A 15955-nucleotide genomic window follows, 5' to 3' on the forward strand; every position below is an offset into this window, starting at 1 on the left:
AGCGGGCACGGATTGCGCATGACCGACACCACCGGCCTCCGCCGAAAAATCTGGATCGCCTTCATCCTGCAGGCCGCCGCGATCAGCTTCGCGGCGGTCCTCGGCGTGTACGGCGCCTCGGCGGTGCTCAAGCACCTGCTGATCCAGCGTGCTCTCACCGAGGAGGCCTCGCACTTCTGGAAGCGCAGCGAGGCCAATCCGGCCGCGGCGGTGCCGGACACGTTCAACATGACCGGCTTCGTCGTCGATGCCGGCGGATCGAGGGCCGATCTCCCGGACGCTCTCCATGCGCTGCCAGAGGGCTACCACAGCCTGCCGCGCTCGCAGGGTGGTGCCCTGGTGCTGGTCGAACAGCATGAGGGGCGCACCCTGTACCTGCTCTTCAAGCAGGAGCAAGTGGACGCACTGGCGTTCTGGTTCGGGGTGGTGCCGCTCGCGCTGGTGCTGATCGTCGTCTACGTGATCGCATGGACGACCTACCGGGCCTCGAAGCGCGCGGTGTCGCCGGTGATCTGGCTGGCCTCGCAGGTGCAGCGCTGGGACCCGAAGCACCCGGAGGTGAGTGCGCTCAAGCCCGAGAACCTGCCGGTGGACGTCGAGGGCGAAAGCCTGGTGCTGGCGTCCTCGCTGCACGACTTCGGCATGCGCATCGAGGAGCTGGTCCATCGCGAGCGCAACTTCACCCGCGACGCGTCGCACGAGCTGCGCACGCCGCTGGCCGTAATCCGCATGGCCAGCGAGATGATGCAGACCGACCCGATCTGCTCGCCGCGGCAGCAGAAGGCCCTGAACCGCATCCAGGGCGCGGTGCGCGACATGGAGACGCTGATCGAAGCCTTCCTGATCCTCGCCCGCGACGGCGACACCGGCTTGCCGCCGGAGCCCCTGCTGGCCTCCGAGATCGTCGAGGACGAACTGGAAAAGGCGCGCCCGCTGGTGGCCAACAAGCCGGTCACGCTAGAGCTCGACCTCGAGGCCGATTTCAAGCTGGTCGCGCCGCGCCGCGTGGTGAGCGTGCTGATCAGCAACCTCGTGCGCAACGCCTGCTATTACACCGACAGCGGCCATGTGCGCATCCGCGTGCGCTTCGGCGAGATCCGCATCGAGGACACCGGCATCGGCATGTCGGCCGAGCAGCTGGAGCGCGTGTTCGAGCCGTTCTGGCGCGCCGATACCGCGCGCGTCGGCGGGCAGGGCATCGGCCTGTCGATCGTGCAGCGCCTGTCCAGTCGCTTCGGCTGGCCGGTGCATCTCGCCAGCGAATCGGCGAAGGGCACGGTGGCGACGGTGAGTTTCCCGCAAGCCGAGGCGCCCCGGCTCGATTGATCGGCGCGGACGCCCTACAGTCGGCACTCCGAACTTCGCCGGAGTGCCCGATGCGCCGTTGGTCCGCCCTGTTCCTGTCGATGGCCGTCGCCGCCGGCACGTTCGCCGCGACGCCTTCGGCGCCCACGGCGCTGGTGATCCATGGCGGTGCGGGGGTGATCACCCGCGACCAGCTGTCCGAGGCCGACGAGACCGCGCTGCGCGCCGACCTCGATCGGGCGTTGGATGCGGGCGATGCCGTGCTGAAGCGCGGCGGCACCGCGCTCGACGCGGTGACCGCCGCCGTGCAGGTGCTGGAGGACTCGCCCTGGTTCAACGCCGGCAAGGGCGCGGTGTTCACGGCCGACGGCACGCACGAGCTCGACGCCGCGATCATGGAAGGCCACACCCGTCGCGCGGGCGCGGTCGCGGGCGTGCGCACGGTCCGCCATCCGGTGCTGCTGGCGCGCGCGGTCATGACGCATTCGCCGCACGTGTTCCTTGCCGCGGACGGCGCGGAGGCCTTCGCCGACACGCGCCCCGAGCTCGAGCGGGTGGAGAACCGCTGGTTCGACACCGAGCGCCGTCGCCAGCAGCTCGAGGCCGCGAAGGAGCGTGAGCAGCGCCAGGCCGCGGGGGAGCACCTGCCCCAGCCGCCCGGTGCCTACGTCGGCACCGTGGGAGCCGTGGCCCTGGACGCGAACGGCCACATCGCCGTGGCCACGTCCACGGGCGGTATGACCAACAAGCGCTGGGGGCGCATCGGTGACGCGCCGGTGATCGGCGCCGGCACGTACGCCAACGACCAGTGCGGCATCAGCGCCACCGGCTGGGGCGAGTTCTACCTGCGCACCGTCGCCGCACACGACATTTGTGCGCGGGTGGCCCTGCGCGGCGACCCCATCGAAGCCGCGGCCGAGGACGTGATCAACCGCGTCATCCCGGCCTTGGGCGGCGACGGCGGCGCCATCGGGCTCGACGCCCGCGGCACCATCGTCATGCCCTTCAACACCAGCGGCATGTACCGCGGCTGGGTGAAGCCCGACGGCTCGCGCGGCACCGCGGTGTTCCGCGAACCGTGACCCAAGGCACGCGCCGGGGCTCGGCCGGCGCTACGCTTGCCCTACGGCCGACCGGAGGACCGCCATGTTCGACGAGGAAAGCACCCGCATCCGCAAGCAGCAGAAGTTCCTGCAGGACGTGGAGCACGCGATCAGCGATGCCAACCGCGAGATCATCCAGGCCCACATCCCGCGCTTGGACAAGGCCAGTTTCGTCGCCTTCGCCACGCGCGTCGCGGAGCTCCGCGCCGACTACCTGAAGGCGGCCCTTTCGGCGGCGCAGGGCAACGATGCCGTCGAATACACCGCGCTGCGCGCGCGGCGCGAGGCCTTCGAGGAGGCCAAGGCGGCGTTCAGTGCGTTGGAGCGCGCGATCGAGCGCGGCTACGTGGACATCGCCGGCGCGGACTGAGCGCCGCGCGACGCGCCCTCAGCGCGTCGTGATCGACACGCTCGGGCGCGGATCCACCGGCCCCAGAAGCCGGTGCCGCGTCCAGAACACCAGCGCTGCGTGCAGCACCGCGTCCGGGGCCTCGAGCTGCGGGTAGTGACCGATGCCCGGCAGTTCGTGCAGGTCGTCGTCGCCCAGCAGTTCGCGCCATCGCGCCGCGGCGTGCGCGCCGGAAACCGGGTCGGCGCTGCCGTTGATGAGCGCCATCGGCATGGCCACGCGCTCCATCGCCCCCACCCAGCGCGCGCGCTGCCTCTTGCGTTCGCTCATGTAGCGCAGCAGGCGCGGCAGGGCCAGGTGGCCGTCGTCATGGCGCAGCAGGGTCCACAGCCCGTCGACAATGCGCGGGTCCGGCGGCGTCTGCTTCCCGAAGATCGCCTTCAGGTTGGCGGCGAAGCGCGCCTTGCTGCTGGCGCGTGCGATCAGCGGGCCGAGGCCGGGCAGGGCGAGCAGGCGCTGCATCGGCCGCGGACGGTGCATCTCGGGGAAGAGGCCGCCGTTGAGGAAGACCACCGAACGCATCGCCGGCCGCGGTTTGCGCTTGTCGAGCTGCCGGGCCAGCAATTCCTGCGCCACGGTATCGCCGTAGTCGTGCGCGAGCACGTGGTAGTCCCAGGCCCCCTCGCGGCGCAGCAACCACTCGCACAGTTCGGCCTGCTCGGCGATGGTGTAGCGGTGGCCGTGCGGCTTGGCGGAATCCCCGAAGCCCAGCAGGTCGATCGCGAGCAGCGAGAAGTGCTGGGACAGCGGCTCCCAGAGCGGCGCCCAGTCCCAGCTCGCCGACGGGAAGCCGTGGATCAGCAGCAGCACCGGCAGGCGCGGCTCCACCTGCCGGCGCACGAACAGGCGGCCGAGCGGCGTGGAGACGCACTCGCCGCCCTCGCGCCAGTCGCGCAGTTCGAAGAAGGCCGGCGCGGGGCGCGGGCGGGTCGCGGGGTCCGACACGTGCCGCTCAGTCCACCGCCACCGAGGCGGCGTGCTCGCGCGTGGCCTCGAAGCGCACGTCCTTCGCGCGCTCCTGCGCCAGCTGCAGGTTCACCCGCGACGGGGCGAGGTAGACGAGGTGGCCGGCCGCGTCGACGCCGAGGTTCATGGCGTTCTTCTCGCGGAAGGCCTCCAGCGTCTTGTCGTCCGGTGCGTAGACCCAGCGGGCCGTCTGCACCTGCACCGGCTCGAAGCTGGCGTCGACGCCGTACTCGTCCTTCAGGCGGTAGGCCACCACGTCGAACTGCAGCATGCCCACCGCGCCAAGGATCAGGTCGTTGCTCATCAGCGGGCGGAAGAACTGCGTGGCGCCCTCCTCCGAAAGCTGGGCCAGGCCCTTCTGCAGCTGCTTGAGCTTCAGCGGATCGCGCAGGCGGGCGCGGCGGAACAGCTCGGGCGCGAAGTTGGGGATGCCGGTGAAGCTGATCGCTTCGCCCTCGCTGAAGCTGTCGCCGATCGAGATGGTGCCGTGGTTGTGGATGCCGATGACGTCGCCCGGCCAGGCCTCGGCGGCGATCTCGCGGTCCGAGGCCATGAAGGTCAGCGCGTTGGCCAGCTTGAGCTCCTTGCCCGTGCGCGGATGGAACACCTTCATGCCGGCGGTGAAGTGGCCCGAGCAGATGCGCATGAAGGCCACGCGGTCGCGGTGCTGCGGGTCCATGTTGGCCTGGATCTTGAAGACGAAGCCGGTGAGCTTCTCCTCCTCCGGCTCGACGGCGCGGGTGGTGGTGGCGCGCGTCTTCGGGGAGGGCGCGTGCTCGACGAAGAAGTCGAGCAGCAGCTGAACGCCGAAGTTGTTGACCGCCGAGCCGAAGAACACCGGCGTCTGCTTGCCGTCGAGGTAGGCCTGCTTGTCGAAGGGGTTCGAGGCGCCCTGCACGAGCTCGAGCTCGTCGCGCAGCTCGGCCAACGCCGGCGCGCCGAGCCGACGCTCCAGCTCCGGATCGTCGAGCTTCAGGATGGTGGAATCCTGGCGGGTGAAGTTCTTGCCCGGTTCGAACAGATGCACTTCGTTGTCGACGAGGTGCACCACGCCCTTCAGGCGCTGGCCCATGCCGATCGGCCAGGTGATCGGCGCGCACTGGATCCCGAGCACGGTCTCCACTTCATCCAGCAGCTCGATGGGCTCCTTGCCCTCGCGGTCGAGCTTGTTGATGAAGCTCATGATCGGCGTGTCGCGCATGCGGCACACCTCCATCAGCTTGATCGTCCGTTCCTCGACGCCCTTGGCGCAGTCGATGACCATCAGGGCCGAGTCGACCGCGGTGAGTACGCGGTAAGTGTCCTCGCCGAAGTCGGCGTGGCCCGGCGTGTCGAGCAGGTTGACGATCTTCCCCTCGTAGGGGAACTGCATCACCGACGACGTGACCGAGATGCCGCGCTCCTTCTCGAGCGCCATCCAGTCGGAGGTCGCGTGGCGCGCGGCCTTGCGGCCCTTCACCGAGCCGGCCATCTGGATCGCGCCGCCGAACAGCAGCAGCTTCTCCGTCAGCGTGGTCTTGCCGGCGTCGGGGTGGGAAATGATGGCGAAGGTCCGGCGACGCCGGGTTTCGGTGCTCTGCTGGGACATGCGGGCCGCGCCGGGATCAGGCCGGCGGCTCGGGAAGCGGGGAGGCCGCCGATTATACGCGTCGTGCCCGGGGCCCCCGGTGCGGGCCCGAGGCCGGGTTCACTCGCCCGTGGGCAGCAGGCGTCCGTCCGGCCCGGCCATCCGGAACGGCACGGAGAGCAGTTCGCGCCCGTCGTTCACCTGCACGCTGAAGTGCAGGTGCGGCGCACTGCTCCAGCCCACGCTGCCGACCGCGGCAAGGACCTGGCCCGGCTGCACGGCCTCGCCGGATTGAACCCGGGCGCTGCCCGTCGCGATGTGGGCGTAAAGCCCCATCGCGCCATCGGCGTGCAGCACGCGCACGAGGTTCATGCGCTCCTTCAGGGCGTCGTCCATGCCGCCCTCGGTGAAGGTGTCGACCACCTGCATCACGGTGCCCGCGCGCGCCGCGAGCACCGGCGTGCCCTCGGTCGCGGCGAAATCCAGGGCATGGAAATTGGCGCCATCGCGGTGGCTTTGCCGCCCGCCAAAGCCCTGCGTGAGCTGCCAGCGGACGCCCGCGGGCAGCGGGAACGCATACGCCCCGCGTTGGATCGGCGGCAGCAGCTGCGGCGCGCCCGGTTGGGCCGAAAGGCGCAGATCGGGGGGGGCTTCGCCATCAAAGCGGCCCAGCGCACGGGTCTCCCCGGGGCCGAGCGTGGCCTCGATGATCTCGCGCGGGGCTGCGACGTCATGCACGCGCACGTGGATGGGCCCGGCGAGGCGGTTGCGCACGAGCGCTTGCCGGCTGCCGTCGGGACGTCGTTCAACGGAGAGTTCGGCCAAGGCCATGCGGTCTGCCGGCGCGGCGGCCGGCAATGCCGGGGCCGCCTGCATGCCCAGCAGCAGGGCGAGCAGCGATGTCCGACCGCGCATCAGTCGCAGCGTTCGCGCAGGCCGAGGGCCGAGGCGATGGCGCGCCAATCGAAGGCACTCAGCGATTCATCGCGGTTCGAGGCGTAGAACACGCCGGCCGGGAAGCGCGCACTGGCCGCCTGCGACAGCCACACGCCGTCGGTCATGCCGGTGTCGCGCCCGGCGAAGCGGCCGCGGGCTTCGAGGGTCTGGCGGTCATGGACATGGAACAGCGTGGTGTCACGGAACTGGTCGGCGGCGATCCAGTACCCGCTGCCGTCCGGGCAGGCCCACAAAGCGATGCCTTCGGCCTGCGCACCGAACGTGCCGACGCCGACATCGCGCCCCCCATAGCGGCCGTCCAGGCCGTAGACGCGGTAGCCGGTGCCCGTGGCCACGTCCTCTTCGGCGACCAGCAGGCGGCCGTTGGGCACGTCGCCGGCGATGGATTCCACGACGCGGAGCGCGCCCGCCTCGGAGGTGTCGCCGGAAGCGCCGTCGAAACGCGCCGAAACGGCCTCGTCCTCGATCAGCACGCTGTAGCGCTTGATGCGCGCGGCAAGCGCCTCGAGCGGCGGCACGAGGTCGAAATCCTCCCCCTCCATGAAGCTGTCGGTGACCCACAGCTCGATCCGGCCACCCTCGGGCTCATGCAGCCACAGGCCATAGGGGGAACGCAGCTCGGCCTCGCCGAAGGTGGCGAGCGGGGTGAAGCCCGGCAGCGAGAGCACCTGCACGCGCCGGTTGTCGCGTTCGACCACGAACAGGCGATCCCCCCACGCGAACACGCCGTTCGGACGGTTGAACTGGCCGGGCGCCGGGCCTTTTTCCCCGACGCGCCGCAGCAGCGCTCCGGTTTCGCCGTCATGCACGAGCAGTTGATGGGTTTCCTTGCCGGTGCTGATCAACCAGCGGCCGCCCTCGGGCGTCAGCCACGCGGTGGGCGAATCGACCTCGTCCGGAGGGTTGGCGGGGGTGATGAAGGCCTCGGCCACCACGGCGTGCTCGATGCCGGCACCGGCGAGGCGGGGCTCGTCGCTGGCGCGCTCGTCCGGCTCCTTCGCGTCCCGCCACAGGGCGCAGCCGGGGAGCAGCAGGGCGGCGAGTCCCAGCGCGAGGGCCGGGCGGAGGGGCGAAGGCAGGGGCATGGCGGACTCCGTGACGAGCGCGAAGCATAGACGGCAGGACCGCGATTCCGCACTGCATCACTGCGCGGCGAGGCGGAACGCGTGGCGTCGCAGGGCGGCGGGGCGAAGGAAAAACTGCTCGATGGGTTGCGGCCGGTCGATGGCGTAGCCCTGGCCGAAATCGACGCCCAGCTGGGCCAGGCGCTCGCGGATGGCGTCGTCCTCGACGAACTCCGCGATGGTCCGCTTGTCGATGCTGCGCGCGATTTCGGCGATGGAACGGACGATCGCCAGCGACAGCGCGGACGACTCGAGGTCGCGGATGAAGCCGCCGTCGATCTTGAAGAAGTCGACGTCCAGCCGGCGCAGGTACGCGAACGAACAGAAGCCGGCGCCGAAGTCGTCGAGCGCCAGCCGCAACCCCAATCCCCGTGCGGCAGCGATGAACTGCTGCGCATCGTCGAGGTCGCGCACCGCCGAGGTCTCGGTGATTTCGAGGCACACCTTGCCCGGCGGCACGCTGCTGCACGCGAAACGCTCACGCAGGAAGTCGGGGAAGCCCGGGTCGTTCACCGAGGCGGCGCACAGGTTGATGGCGCAGGTGTCGACTTGCGCCAGCGCCTGCGGGTTCCGCTCGAACCAGCCGAGGGCAAGGTCCATCACATGGCGATCCAGCCGGGGACCCATGTGGAACTTCTCGGCAGCGGCCACCACGGGCCCGGGCGGCATCACCTCGCCGGTGTCCGGGTCGACCATGCGCAGCAGGATCTCGAGGTGCCTGCCGCCATGATCGATGCCCTGCAGGCCGGCGATGCTCTGGCAGTAGAGCCGGAAGTGCCCCTCGTGCAGCGCGGTATCCAGCCTGACGGCCCAGCGCAGGGCTGCCGTGTGCTGCGCCACCGCCGCCGCGGCGGCATCGAAAGCCGTGAGCCGCAGCCGGTTGCCGCCCTGATCCTTCGCCGTGGCGCAGGCCGCGTCGGCCAGCCGCAGCAGCTCGGCGTAGTCCGCCTGCCCGCATCGGAACCGGATCGCACCGATGCTGGCCGATGCCGACACGAGGTTGTTGCCGCTGGCCTGGCGGTAGTCGCGCACTGCGGCCAGCACGTGCTCAAGCTTCACGGCAATGTCGTCGGGGGCACGGTCGTCCAGCAGGACGACGAACTGGTCGCCGGCGAGCCGCCCGATCAGGCTGCCGGTGGGCAGAAGCGCCCGCAGGAGGCCGGCGATGCCGCGCAGGAAGGCGTCGCCCGCCGCCGTGCCGCCGGCATCGTTCACCAGCTTGAAGTTGTCGATGTCCACGAGGGCCAGGAGCAGTGGCGAGCCGTCCGGCCGGTGCGCCAGCGTTTCCGGGACCCGGTGCGCCAGGCCTTGCCGGTTCGCGAGCCCCGTGAGCTCGTCGGTCCGCGCGTGCTCGAGCGCCTCCCGGCCGATCCGGCGCGCTTCGCCCATGGCCGCCATCAGGATCAGCGGCGCGAGCGTCAGGGTGATGAGCAGGGCCAGCAGCAATAGCGCGTCCAGCACCGTGACGGGGCGCTCCAGCGCCCCGCCCGTCGTCGTCGCGATCATCGCCAGGCCGATGCCGCTGACCAGGGTGCCGAGCGCGACGAAGCGGGGCGAGACCCGCAAGGCGCCCCAGAGCATCACCAGGGTTGGCAGGGCCAGGATGGCGGGCGCGTTCAATGTCCGGTGCGCATCGGTGGTGGCCACGAGTCCGAGGGCGATGGCGAGCGCGATGCTCCAAGCAAGGTGTTCGATGCGCAGGCGGTGCGACGGTGCGTCGTTCTCCCGCGCCGCCTCGCCGCCCGGCCAGAGCAACGACAGCGACGGGCCCAGCACCATCACGCTGAACAGGTTGGCGACGGCCCATTTCGCGAATGCACCGGGCGTGTGGTCCAAGGTCGTGAACCCGGCGGCGACCAACCCCGCGACGCCGGGCGCGGCGCTGGCGACCCCCAGCGTGGCGCCGGACAGAGCGATCTGCCACAGGCGTGTGAGGTTCAGGCCCATGCCGGGGCGCAGGCCGAGGTGCCGGGCCACGGTCACGGCCGCCAGTGCCCCCGCGGTGTTGGCGACCACCGTGAACACGATGAAGACCGGCGGCACCGCCGTGCCGGTCAGCGAGAACACCACGTCGGCGACGGCGACGACGGGCCACCAGCGACGCCCTTGGTGGAGCAGGAACACGAAGGCCAGGACGCCGGGGGCCCAGAGCAGGACCACGGAGTCCTCGCCCACGACCAGGGTGTTGCCCAACACGCCGCCGGCCCAGTAGAGGGCGATGAAGCCGAGCACGAGCATCCAGGGGCGGAGCGTGGCGGTCATGGGGCGGTCATGGACGACGTCCTCCCATCCTAAGTCGGCATTACGCCGGATGCGTGCCCCCATGTCGTCAATACGGGTGTCTTCCTGCTGTCGCCGGATCGTCATCGGGCTGCAACGGCGCGGCCTCGGAATAACGTTTTTCCAACGCAGGACGCTCCATGACCCGCCAACCCCTGACGACGGCCATCGCCATCGCCCTTGCCTCCGCCTTCGCGGCCCCGGTCGCGCTCTCGCAGGCCGCCGTCGCCGCGGCCGCCCCGGCGCCCGCGCAGCTCGACCGCATCGAGGTGGTCGGCGAGATCATCTACCGCGACCGCACCGACGCCACCGCTCCGGTCCTCAGCTACGACCTCGCCTACTTCCAGCGCTTCGAGCCGCTGACGGTCGGCGACATGCTGAAGCGCGTGCCGTCGGTCACCTTCGTCTCCGACGTGCTGGAGTACGACGGCGTGCGCCTGCGCGGCCTCGATTCGGGCTACACGCAGATCCTGATCAACGGCAAGCGCGTGCCCGGCGCCGGCCTCGACCGCGCCTTCTTCGTCGACCGCATCCCGGCCGAGATCGTCGAGCGCATCGAGATCGTGCGTTCCGCCTCGGCCGACCGCAGCGGCGACGCCGTCGCCGGCGCGCTGAACATCGTGCTGCGCGACGGCTACTCGATCGACGGCGGCTACGTGCGCGCGGGCGCGACGCGGTTCAACGACGATGAGTTCGAACCGACCGTCGGCGCGTTCTGGGGCGGCGAGGCGCTGGGCGGCAACCTGCTGGTCGGCGCCAACGTGCAGGGCCGCCGCAACCCGAAGGACAAATTCAGCCAGCGATTCGACGCGCCGGGCGGCACACTCGACAACACCGAGGTGCAGACCGACGTACGCTCGGGCAAGGACTACGCCTTCAACGCCGACTACCGCGTTGGGGTGGGCGAGACCGGCGAGCTGCACCTCTCGGGCATGTTCGTGCGCACCGACCGCCTGCAGGTCGAGGACTCCATCGAGTACCGCGGCGGCATCGAGAACACCGCCAACCTGCTCACGGTCAACGAGAACGACCTCGACATCCAGACCGACAACTACACGCTCGGCGCCGGCCTGAAGTGGGCCATGGCGGGCGGCGAGACCGAGATCCGCGTCGATCGCGCCGGCATCGCCGACGACCAGTTCGAGTTCGAGAACGAAACCGAATACCTGCGCGACAGCAACCCGTTCCCGGAGGCCGACCGCTTCACGCGTGACCTCACCGACCTGCTGATCGAGGACACCGACACCACCGGCGAGGTGGTTCACGAGCGCGAGGCGGGTTTCGGCACGCTGAAATTCGGCGTGCAAGCAACGCTGAAGGAGCGCGAGACCCGGATCCTCAACGCGACCCGCTACCGCGTCACCATCCCGAATGCGCCGGGCGTGAGCCCGCCCATCCCGGGTCCGACGCAGCCGTTCGCGCCGGCGCCGGGCGGTCTGAGCACCATCGAGGAAACGCGCCTCGAGCCCTTCGTGAAGCTCAGCGGCGCCGCCGACACGCTCGAGTGGGAAGCCGGCCTGCGCTATGAGCAGACCGACACCGAGGTCAACGACCGCACGGTGGCCGCCGTCGACGCCCGCACCGACACCGACTACGGCTTCCTGCTGCCTTCGGCCCACCTGCGCTGGAACCTCGACGACGCCAACCGCGTCACCGCCTCGATCGCCCGCACCGTGCGCCGCCCGGATTTCAATGCGATCTCGCCGGCCCTGCTGGAGGCCGAGGCAGGCGACAACGACGTGCTCGGCAACCCGCGGCTCGACCCCGAGTCGGCCTGGGGACTCGACGTCGGCTTCGAGCGCCGCCTCGGCGAGCGCGGCATCGTCGGCGTGAACCTGTTCTACCGCGACATCACCGACCTCGTCGAACTGGCCAACACCGGCGACGAGGGCAGCGAGGGCGAGGGTACCTTCGTGCTGCAGCCGCGCAACACCGGCGACGGCCAGGTCTGGGGCGCGGAGTTCGATCTGTCGACGCCGCTCTCGGCGATCGGACTCGACAACACCGGCGTGTTCCTCAACTACAGCTGGCTGGACAGCGAGATTTCAGACCTTTTCGGCACGCGCCGCTTCAACAACCAGTCCAACTACGTCTACAACGTCGGCTTCATCCAGGAGCTGCCGTCGCTGGAGGCCTCGTTCGGCGTGACCTTCCGCAAGCAGGGTGATGCCCCGAGCCGCATCGTCGGCGAGGAAGTCATCACGAGCTACGACGGCGACCTCGAGGCCTTCATCGAGAAGCGTTTCGGCAAGGCCTGGGCGGTGCGCCTGACGGGCATCAACCTGCTCGACCAGAGCAAGGACGAGGTGTTCGACAAGTTCACGACGATCGAATCGCAGATCGACCGCGACTACGACGAGTACGAGCTGGAAACCGAAACGGGCGGCCGCGCGGTGCAGTTGATCGTGCGCTACCAGTTCTGATCCGCGAAGGCCGGGGCGGCCTGCCGTCCCGGCCGGTTCAGTCGCCAACGGGAAAGGGCCGCATCGCTGCGGCCCTTTCGCTTTATCGATCCGCCCCGTGAGGTACGGCGGATCGCTCGAGGCCTTACTTCACGTCGAGGTCGGTGTCGAACAGCCCGAGGTAGAGCGCCGTGTAGACCCGGGTGGCGTCGATGGTGCCTTCGATCTTCGCCGCCCCCGGCCCGATGCCGCGCGCCACCGTGCCGCCGGCGCTGTCCGAATCGCTGGCCCAGGTGATGTAGAACGGGATGCGGTTGCCGTTGGCGTCGGCCGGCGTCAGGAAGGGCTGGCCGTTGTCGCTGTCGAGCAGCGAGCCGCTGGGCGTGCGGGAGGGCAGCGGGCGCGGCAGGTCTTCCGGGTCGTCCAGATCGTCGCTGGTGGCGTTCATGCCGCCGTTGTCGGAGTCCGACGCGACGACCACGGTGAGCGCCGGGTTGGCCTTCGCCTCCGCCAGCGCCAGCGCGATGGCGCGGTCCGCGCCCATGGCCGCTTCGAGCGTGGCCGGCACGTTGTTCTCGCCCGAGAGGTTGTCGGTGGCTTCCTCGTTGCCGACGATGAAGTAGCCCTGCGGATGGTCCTTCACGCGCGGCAGGATGAAGGCCAGCATCTCGTCGAAGCGCGGCGCCTGCGGCTGGAAGGGCGGCAGGCCCGCGGCGGCCAGCCCGGCTTCGTCGGCTTCGTTGAAGGTCTCCTCGGCGGCGAACAGCCCGAGCACTTTCGTCGCGTCGGGCGGCAGCGCCATCAGCTCGTCCCGGGTGAACACCACGGCGTAGCCGGCGGCCCTGGCCTCCTCGACGAGGTTGCGGCCGTCGTCGCGGACGCCTTCGCCGTGCACGCCCTGCACGCCCTTCGGCAGAAAGAACATTTCGCCGCCCCCGAGCGCGATGTCGGGGCCGGCGGCGAGGATCTGGCTGGCGATCTCGGCCTCGTCGTCGCGGTTGGCCACCGAGGCGAGGAACGTGCCGGTGCCCGGCTCGGTCAGCGACGAGGAATTGAGGATCGCGATTTTCTTGCCCGCGGCCTTGGCTTCCACCATGAGGCTCTGCGCCTTGCCCGAGGCGGCGATGGGCGTCGTGCCGTCGATGGCGCCGTAGCTGTCGAGCGTGGCGCGCACGCCGTAAGCGTGCGTGGTGCCACCGGCGTTCGAGCTCTGGTTCACCGCATCGCGGGTCGGGCCCACGTAGATCGCCACCTTCGGCAGCTGGTCCCAGGCGAGGCGGCCGTCGGGGCCGACATGCATCAGGCGGGTCGCCATCCAGGTGTTCGCACCCATGCCGTCCGGGTGCAGGAAGATCGCGCTGCGCGGGGCAGCGGCGGCGGCGTCGAGTGCCGGATCCGGCGTGACGACGGGCGCGGGCTCGGCGGCGGGCTGGCAGCCGGCGAGGACGGTCGCGAGGGCCGCGCCGAGGACGAGACGGCGGGGAAAGGCAGGGCGGATCTGGCGGGAAGCCATCGGGGCGGACTCCGGTGAGGAAACGACCGACGATATGTCGGTTCCATGACCGTTGCGGGTCAGTCGGCCCGCCGTTCCCTCGCGAAAGCCCGCCTCAGCACTCGATGACGTTCACCGCCAGCCCGCCGCGGCTGGTTTCCTTGTACTTGTCCTGCATGTCGCGGCCAGTGTCGCGCATGGTCTTGATGACCTTGTCGAGCGAGACCTTGTGGCTGCCGTCGCCGCGCGCGGCCATGCGCTGGGCGTTGATCGCCTTCACCGCGCCCATCGCGTTTCGCTCGATGCAGGGGATCTGCACCAGGCCGCCGATCGGGTCGCAGGTGAGGCCGAGGTTGTGTTCCATCCCGATCTCGGCGGCGTTCTCCACTTGCGCCGGCGTGCCGCCCAGTGCCGCCGTGAGGCCGGCGGCGGCCATCGAGCAGGCCACGCCCACCTCGCCCTGGCAGCCCACTTCCGCGCCGCTGATCGACGCGTTTTCCTTGTACAGGATGCCGACGGCGGCGGCGGTGAGCAGGTAGTCGTGGATGCCCTGCCGGCTCGCCTGCGGGCAGAAGCGCTCGTAGTAATGGCCCACCGCCGGGATGATGCCGGCCGCGCCATTGGTCGGCGCCGTCACCACGCGGCCACCGGCGGCGTTCTCCTCGTTCACCGCGAGTGCGTACAGGTTCACCCAGTCGAGGATGGTCAGCGGGTCCCGCAGCGCGGCCTCCGGTCGGCTCTGCAGCTCCTGCGCCATCGTCGGGGCGCGGCGGCCCACCTTCAGCCCGCCGGGCAGCACGCCCTCCTCGCGGATGCCGCGGGCGACGCAGGCGCGCATGGCCTCCCAGATCCGGTCGAGGCCCTCGCGGATCTCGGCCTCGGGGCGCCACACTTTTTCGTTCTCGAACATCAGCTGCGCGATCGAGAGCCCGCTCTCCTTGCAGCGCGCCAGCAGCTCGTCGCCGGAGTGGAACGGATGCGGCAGCTCGGTGGTGTCGGCGACGATGCGGTCTTCCGCCGCCTCATCGGTGTTGACGACGAAGCCACCGCCCACCGAGTAGTAGTCGCGGGTGGCGATCACCGTGCCCTCGGCGTCGAAGGCGGTGAAGCGCATGCCGTTGGTGTGGTACGGCAGCTTCTCGCGCTTGTTGAACACCAGGTCGCGCTTCTCGTCGAAGGCGATCTCGTGCGTGCCCATCAGGCGGATGCGCTTGCTGCCACGGATGCGCTCGAGGCTGCCGGGGATCACGTCCGGGTCGATGCGGTCGGGCCAGTGGCCCTCGAAGCCCATCAGCACGGCCTTGTCGGTGCCGTGGCCGCGGCCGGTCAGGGCCAGCGAGCCGTACAGTTCCGCACGGACGCGGGCGACCTCGCCGAGTTGGCCCGGCGCTTGCAGCCAGCGTTCGAGGAAGCGCGCCGCGGCGCGCATCGGCCCCACGGTGTGCGAGGAGGACGGCCCGATGCCGATTTTGAAGATGTCGAAGAGGCTGACGGCCATGGGCGCGTGGACGGCGACGGTTCAGGAGGGGCGCCTAGTCTAACGGCCATGAAACTCGCCCTGTACCAGCGCGACGACTGCCATTTGTGCGATGCCGCATTGGACGTGCTCGCCCAGGCCGGCGCGCCCGACTTCGAGAGCGTGTGGATCGATGGCGACGCCGCCCTCGAAGCGCGCTACGGCGCGCGCGTGCCGGTGCTGCGCGATGAGGACGGTGGCGCCGAGCTCGCGTGGCCCTTTGACGTCGTGGCCGTCGAGCGCTTCCTCGGCGCCTGAGTCAGCCCTTCGGCCGCAGCACCAGTTTCGTCGTCACCGTTACGGCATCCGGCATCACCTCGGTGTCGTCCCAATCGCCCGTACCCACCCCGAACGCCAAGCGCTTCACCGTGGCCGTGCCTTCGAGCGTCGGCGTCGCGCCGGGCGTCCAGCGGAAGGTCAGCGGCACCGGTTGGCTGATGCCGCGCAGGGTCAGCGTGCCGTCGGCCACGAAGCGGCCGTCCGCGAGCTTGCGGAACGCCGTGGCCTGGTAACGCGCCTGCGGCATGGCCGTGGCGTTGAAGAAGTCGGCGCCGAGCAGGGTCTCGTCACGCTCGTCGTTCTCCGTGCCCGCCGACGCGAGTTGGATCACGACGTCGAAGCGGCCGGACCCGTTGGCCGGGTCGAAGGCGATGTCGGTCGTGAATTGGCCGAAGCGGCCGTCGAAGGCTTCGCCGTCGTAGCTCGAACTGAAGCCGAGGCTGGATCCGGCGGCATGGCTGTAGCGCACCGGCCCGGGCGGCGAGGTGGCGAGGGCGAGCGGCGCGGCGAGGGCGAGCGTCAGGGCGAGGAGGAAGCGCATGGCGGGGATCGTCA

General features: G+C 70.3%; 13 protein-coding genes. 5 read left to right on the forward strand and 8 right to left on the reverse strand.

Annotation, left to right across the window (positions count from 1 at the left end; genetic code table 11):
- Positions 1-18: 18 nt before the first annotated feature.
- From ACYVAK_RS14115 to ACYVAK_RS14125, 3 genes are all read left to right on the forward strand, one after another.
- Positions 19-1326, forward strand: coding sequence for a sensor histidine kinase (locus tag ACYVAK_RS14115; RefSeq protein ID WP_461062066.1), 1308 nt, complete (start codon positions 19-21; stop codon positions 1324-1326).
- 50 nt (positions 1327-1376) lie between these two features.
- Positions 1377-2387, forward strand: coding sequence for an isoaspartyl peptidase/L-asparaginase family protein (locus ACYVAK_RS14120; RefSeq protein WP_461062068.1), 1011 nt, complete (start codon positions 1377-1379; stop codon positions 2385-2387).
- A gap of 64 nt (positions 2388-2451) precedes the next feature.
- Positions 2452-2778 (forward strand): hypothetical protein, encoded by a 327-nt coding sequence (locus ACYVAK_RS14125; protein ID WP_461062070.1) that lies wholly within the window; start codon positions 2452-2454, stop codon positions 2776-2778.
- 18 nt (positions 2779-2796) lie between these two features.
- Here the strand turns inward: ACYVAK_RS14125 and ACYVAK_RS14130 are convergent, their stop codons facing one another.
- From ACYVAK_RS14130 to ACYVAK_RS14150, 5 genes are all read right to left on the reverse strand, one after another.
- Positions 2797-3762, reverse strand: coding sequence for an alpha/beta fold hydrolase (locus ACYVAK_RS14130; RefSeq protein ID WP_461062072.1), 966 nt, complete (start codon positions 3760-3762; stop codon positions 2797-2799).
- A 7-nt stretch (positions 3763-3769) separates the two neighbouring features.
- Positions 3770-5371: a peptide chain release factor 3 gene (locus ACYVAK_RS14135; protein ID WP_461062074.1), complete on the reverse strand. Its 1602-nt coding sequence runs from the start codon at positions 5369-5371 to the stop codon at positions 3770-3772.
- A gap of 99 nt (positions 5372-5470) precedes the next feature.
- Positions 5471-6265 (reverse strand): M23 family metallopeptidase, encoded by a 795-nt coding sequence (locus ACYVAK_RS14140; protein ID WP_461062076.1) that lies wholly within the window; start codon positions 6263-6265, stop codon positions 5471-5473.
- A complete protein-coding gene (locus tag ACYVAK_RS14145; RefSeq protein WP_461062078.1) occupies positions 6265-7392 on the reverse strand; it encodes a phytase in 1128 nt (375 codons plus the stop codon). Before ACYVAK_RS14145 ends, ACYVAK_RS14140 begins: the two co-directional genes overlap by 1 nt.
- Positions 7393-7449: 57 nt before the next feature.
- The gene (locus tag ACYVAK_RS14150) at positions 7450-9693 is read right to left on the reverse strand and encodes a putative bifunctional diguanylate cyclase/phosphodiesterase (RefSeq protein ID WP_461062080.1); all 2244 of its coding nucleotides are present in this window, start codon (positions 9691-9693) and stop codon (positions 7450-7452) included.
- Between the two features lie 158 nt (positions 9694-9851).
- On the opposite strand from ACYVAK_RS14150, the gene ACYVAK_RS14155 reads away from it, so the two are divergent.
- Complete coding sequence (locus ACYVAK_RS14155; RefSeq protein ID WP_461062082.1) at positions 9852-12134, forward strand: TonB-dependent receptor plug domain-containing protein; 2283 nt, start codon at positions 9852-9854, stop codon at positions 12132-12134.
- Between the two features lie 124 nt (positions 12135-12258).
- Here ACYVAK_RS14155 and ACYVAK_RS14160 read toward each other — a convergent pair whose 3' ends face one another.
- Positions 12259-13626, reverse strand: coding sequence for an alkaline phosphatase (locus ACYVAK_RS14160; RefSeq protein WP_461062084.1), 1368 nt, complete (start codon positions 13624-13626; stop codon positions 12259-12261).
- Between the two features lie 94 nt (positions 13627-13720).
- A complete protein-coding gene (locus ACYVAK_RS14165; protein ID WP_461062086.1) occupies positions 13721-15103 on the reverse strand; it encodes an L-serine ammonia-lyase in 1383 nt (460 codons plus the stop codon).
- Positions 15104-15151: 48 nt separating this feature from the next.
- On the opposite strand from ACYVAK_RS14165, the gene ACYVAK_RS14170 reads away from it, so the two are divergent.
- Entirely contained in the window at positions 15152-15379 is a 228-nt protein-coding gene (locus ACYVAK_RS14170; protein ID WP_461062088.1) for a glutaredoxin family protein, read from the forward strand.
- A gap of 1 nt (position 15380) precedes the next feature.
- Here ACYVAK_RS14170 and ACYVAK_RS14175 read toward each other — a convergent pair whose 3' ends face one another.
- Complete coding sequence (locus ACYVAK_RS14175; protein ID WP_461062090.1) at positions 15381-15941, reverse strand: YceI family protein; 561 nt, start codon at positions 15939-15941, stop codon at positions 15381-15383.
- Positions 15942-15955 lie beyond the last annotated feature (14 nt).

The sequence above is a fragment of the Silanimonas algicola genome (genome assembly GCF_054777375.1).

What these genes read in the sequence shown, in the direction of transcription:
- ACYVAK_RS14115 (WP_461062066.1), top strand. Translation starts at nt 19, where the DNA reads ATGACCGACACCACCGGCCTCCGCCGAAAAATCTGGATCGCCTTCATC.
- ACYVAK_RS14120 (WP_461062068.1), top strand. Translation starts at nt 1,377, where the DNA reads ATGCGCCGTTGGTCCGCCCTGTTCCTGTCGATGGCCGTCGCCGCCGGC.
- ACYVAK_RS14125 (WP_461062070.1), top strand. Translation starts at nt 2,452, where the DNA reads ATGTTCGACGAGGAAAGCACCCGCATCCGCAAGCAGCAGAAGTTCCTG.
- ACYVAK_RS14135 (WP_461062074.1), bottom strand. Translation starts at nt 5,371, where the DNA reads ATGTCCCAGCAGAGCACCGAAACCCGGCGTCGCCGGACCTTCGCCATC.
- ACYVAK_RS14140 (WP_461062076.1), bottom strand. Translation starts at nt 6,265, where the DNA reads ATGCGCGGTCGGACATCGCTGCTCGCCCTGCTGCTGGGCATGCAGGCG.
- ACYVAK_RS14145 (WP_461062078.1), bottom strand. Translation starts at nt 7,392, where the DNA reads ATGCCCCTGCCTTCGCCCCTCCGCCCGGCCCTCGCGCTGGGACTCGCC.
- ACYVAK_RS14150 (WP_461062080.1), bottom strand. Translation starts at nt 9,693, where the DNA reads ATGACCGCCACGCTCCGCCCCTGGATGCTCGTGCTCGGCTTCATCGCC.
- ACYVAK_RS14155 (WP_461062082.1), top strand. Translation starts at nt 9,852, where the DNA reads ATGACCCGCCAACCCCTGACGACGGCCATCGCCATCGCCCTTGCCTCC.
- ACYVAK_RS14160 (WP_461062084.1), bottom strand. Translation starts at nt 13,626, where the DNA reads ATGGCTTCCCGCCAGATCCGCCCTGCCTTTCCCCGCCGTCTCGTCCTC.
- ACYVAK_RS14165 (WP_461062086.1), bottom strand. Translation starts at nt 15,103, where the DNA reads ATGGCCGTCAGCCTCTTCGACATCTTCAAAATCGGCATCGGGCCGTCC.
- ACYVAK_RS14170 (WP_461062088.1), top strand. Translation starts at nt 15,152, where the DNA reads ATGAAACTCGCCCTGTACCAGCGCGACGACTGCCATTTGTGCGATGCC.
- ACYVAK_RS14175 (WP_461062090.1), bottom strand. Translation starts at nt 15,941, where the DNA reads ATGCGCTTCCTCCTCGCCCTGACGCTCGCCCTCGCCGCGCCGCTCGCC.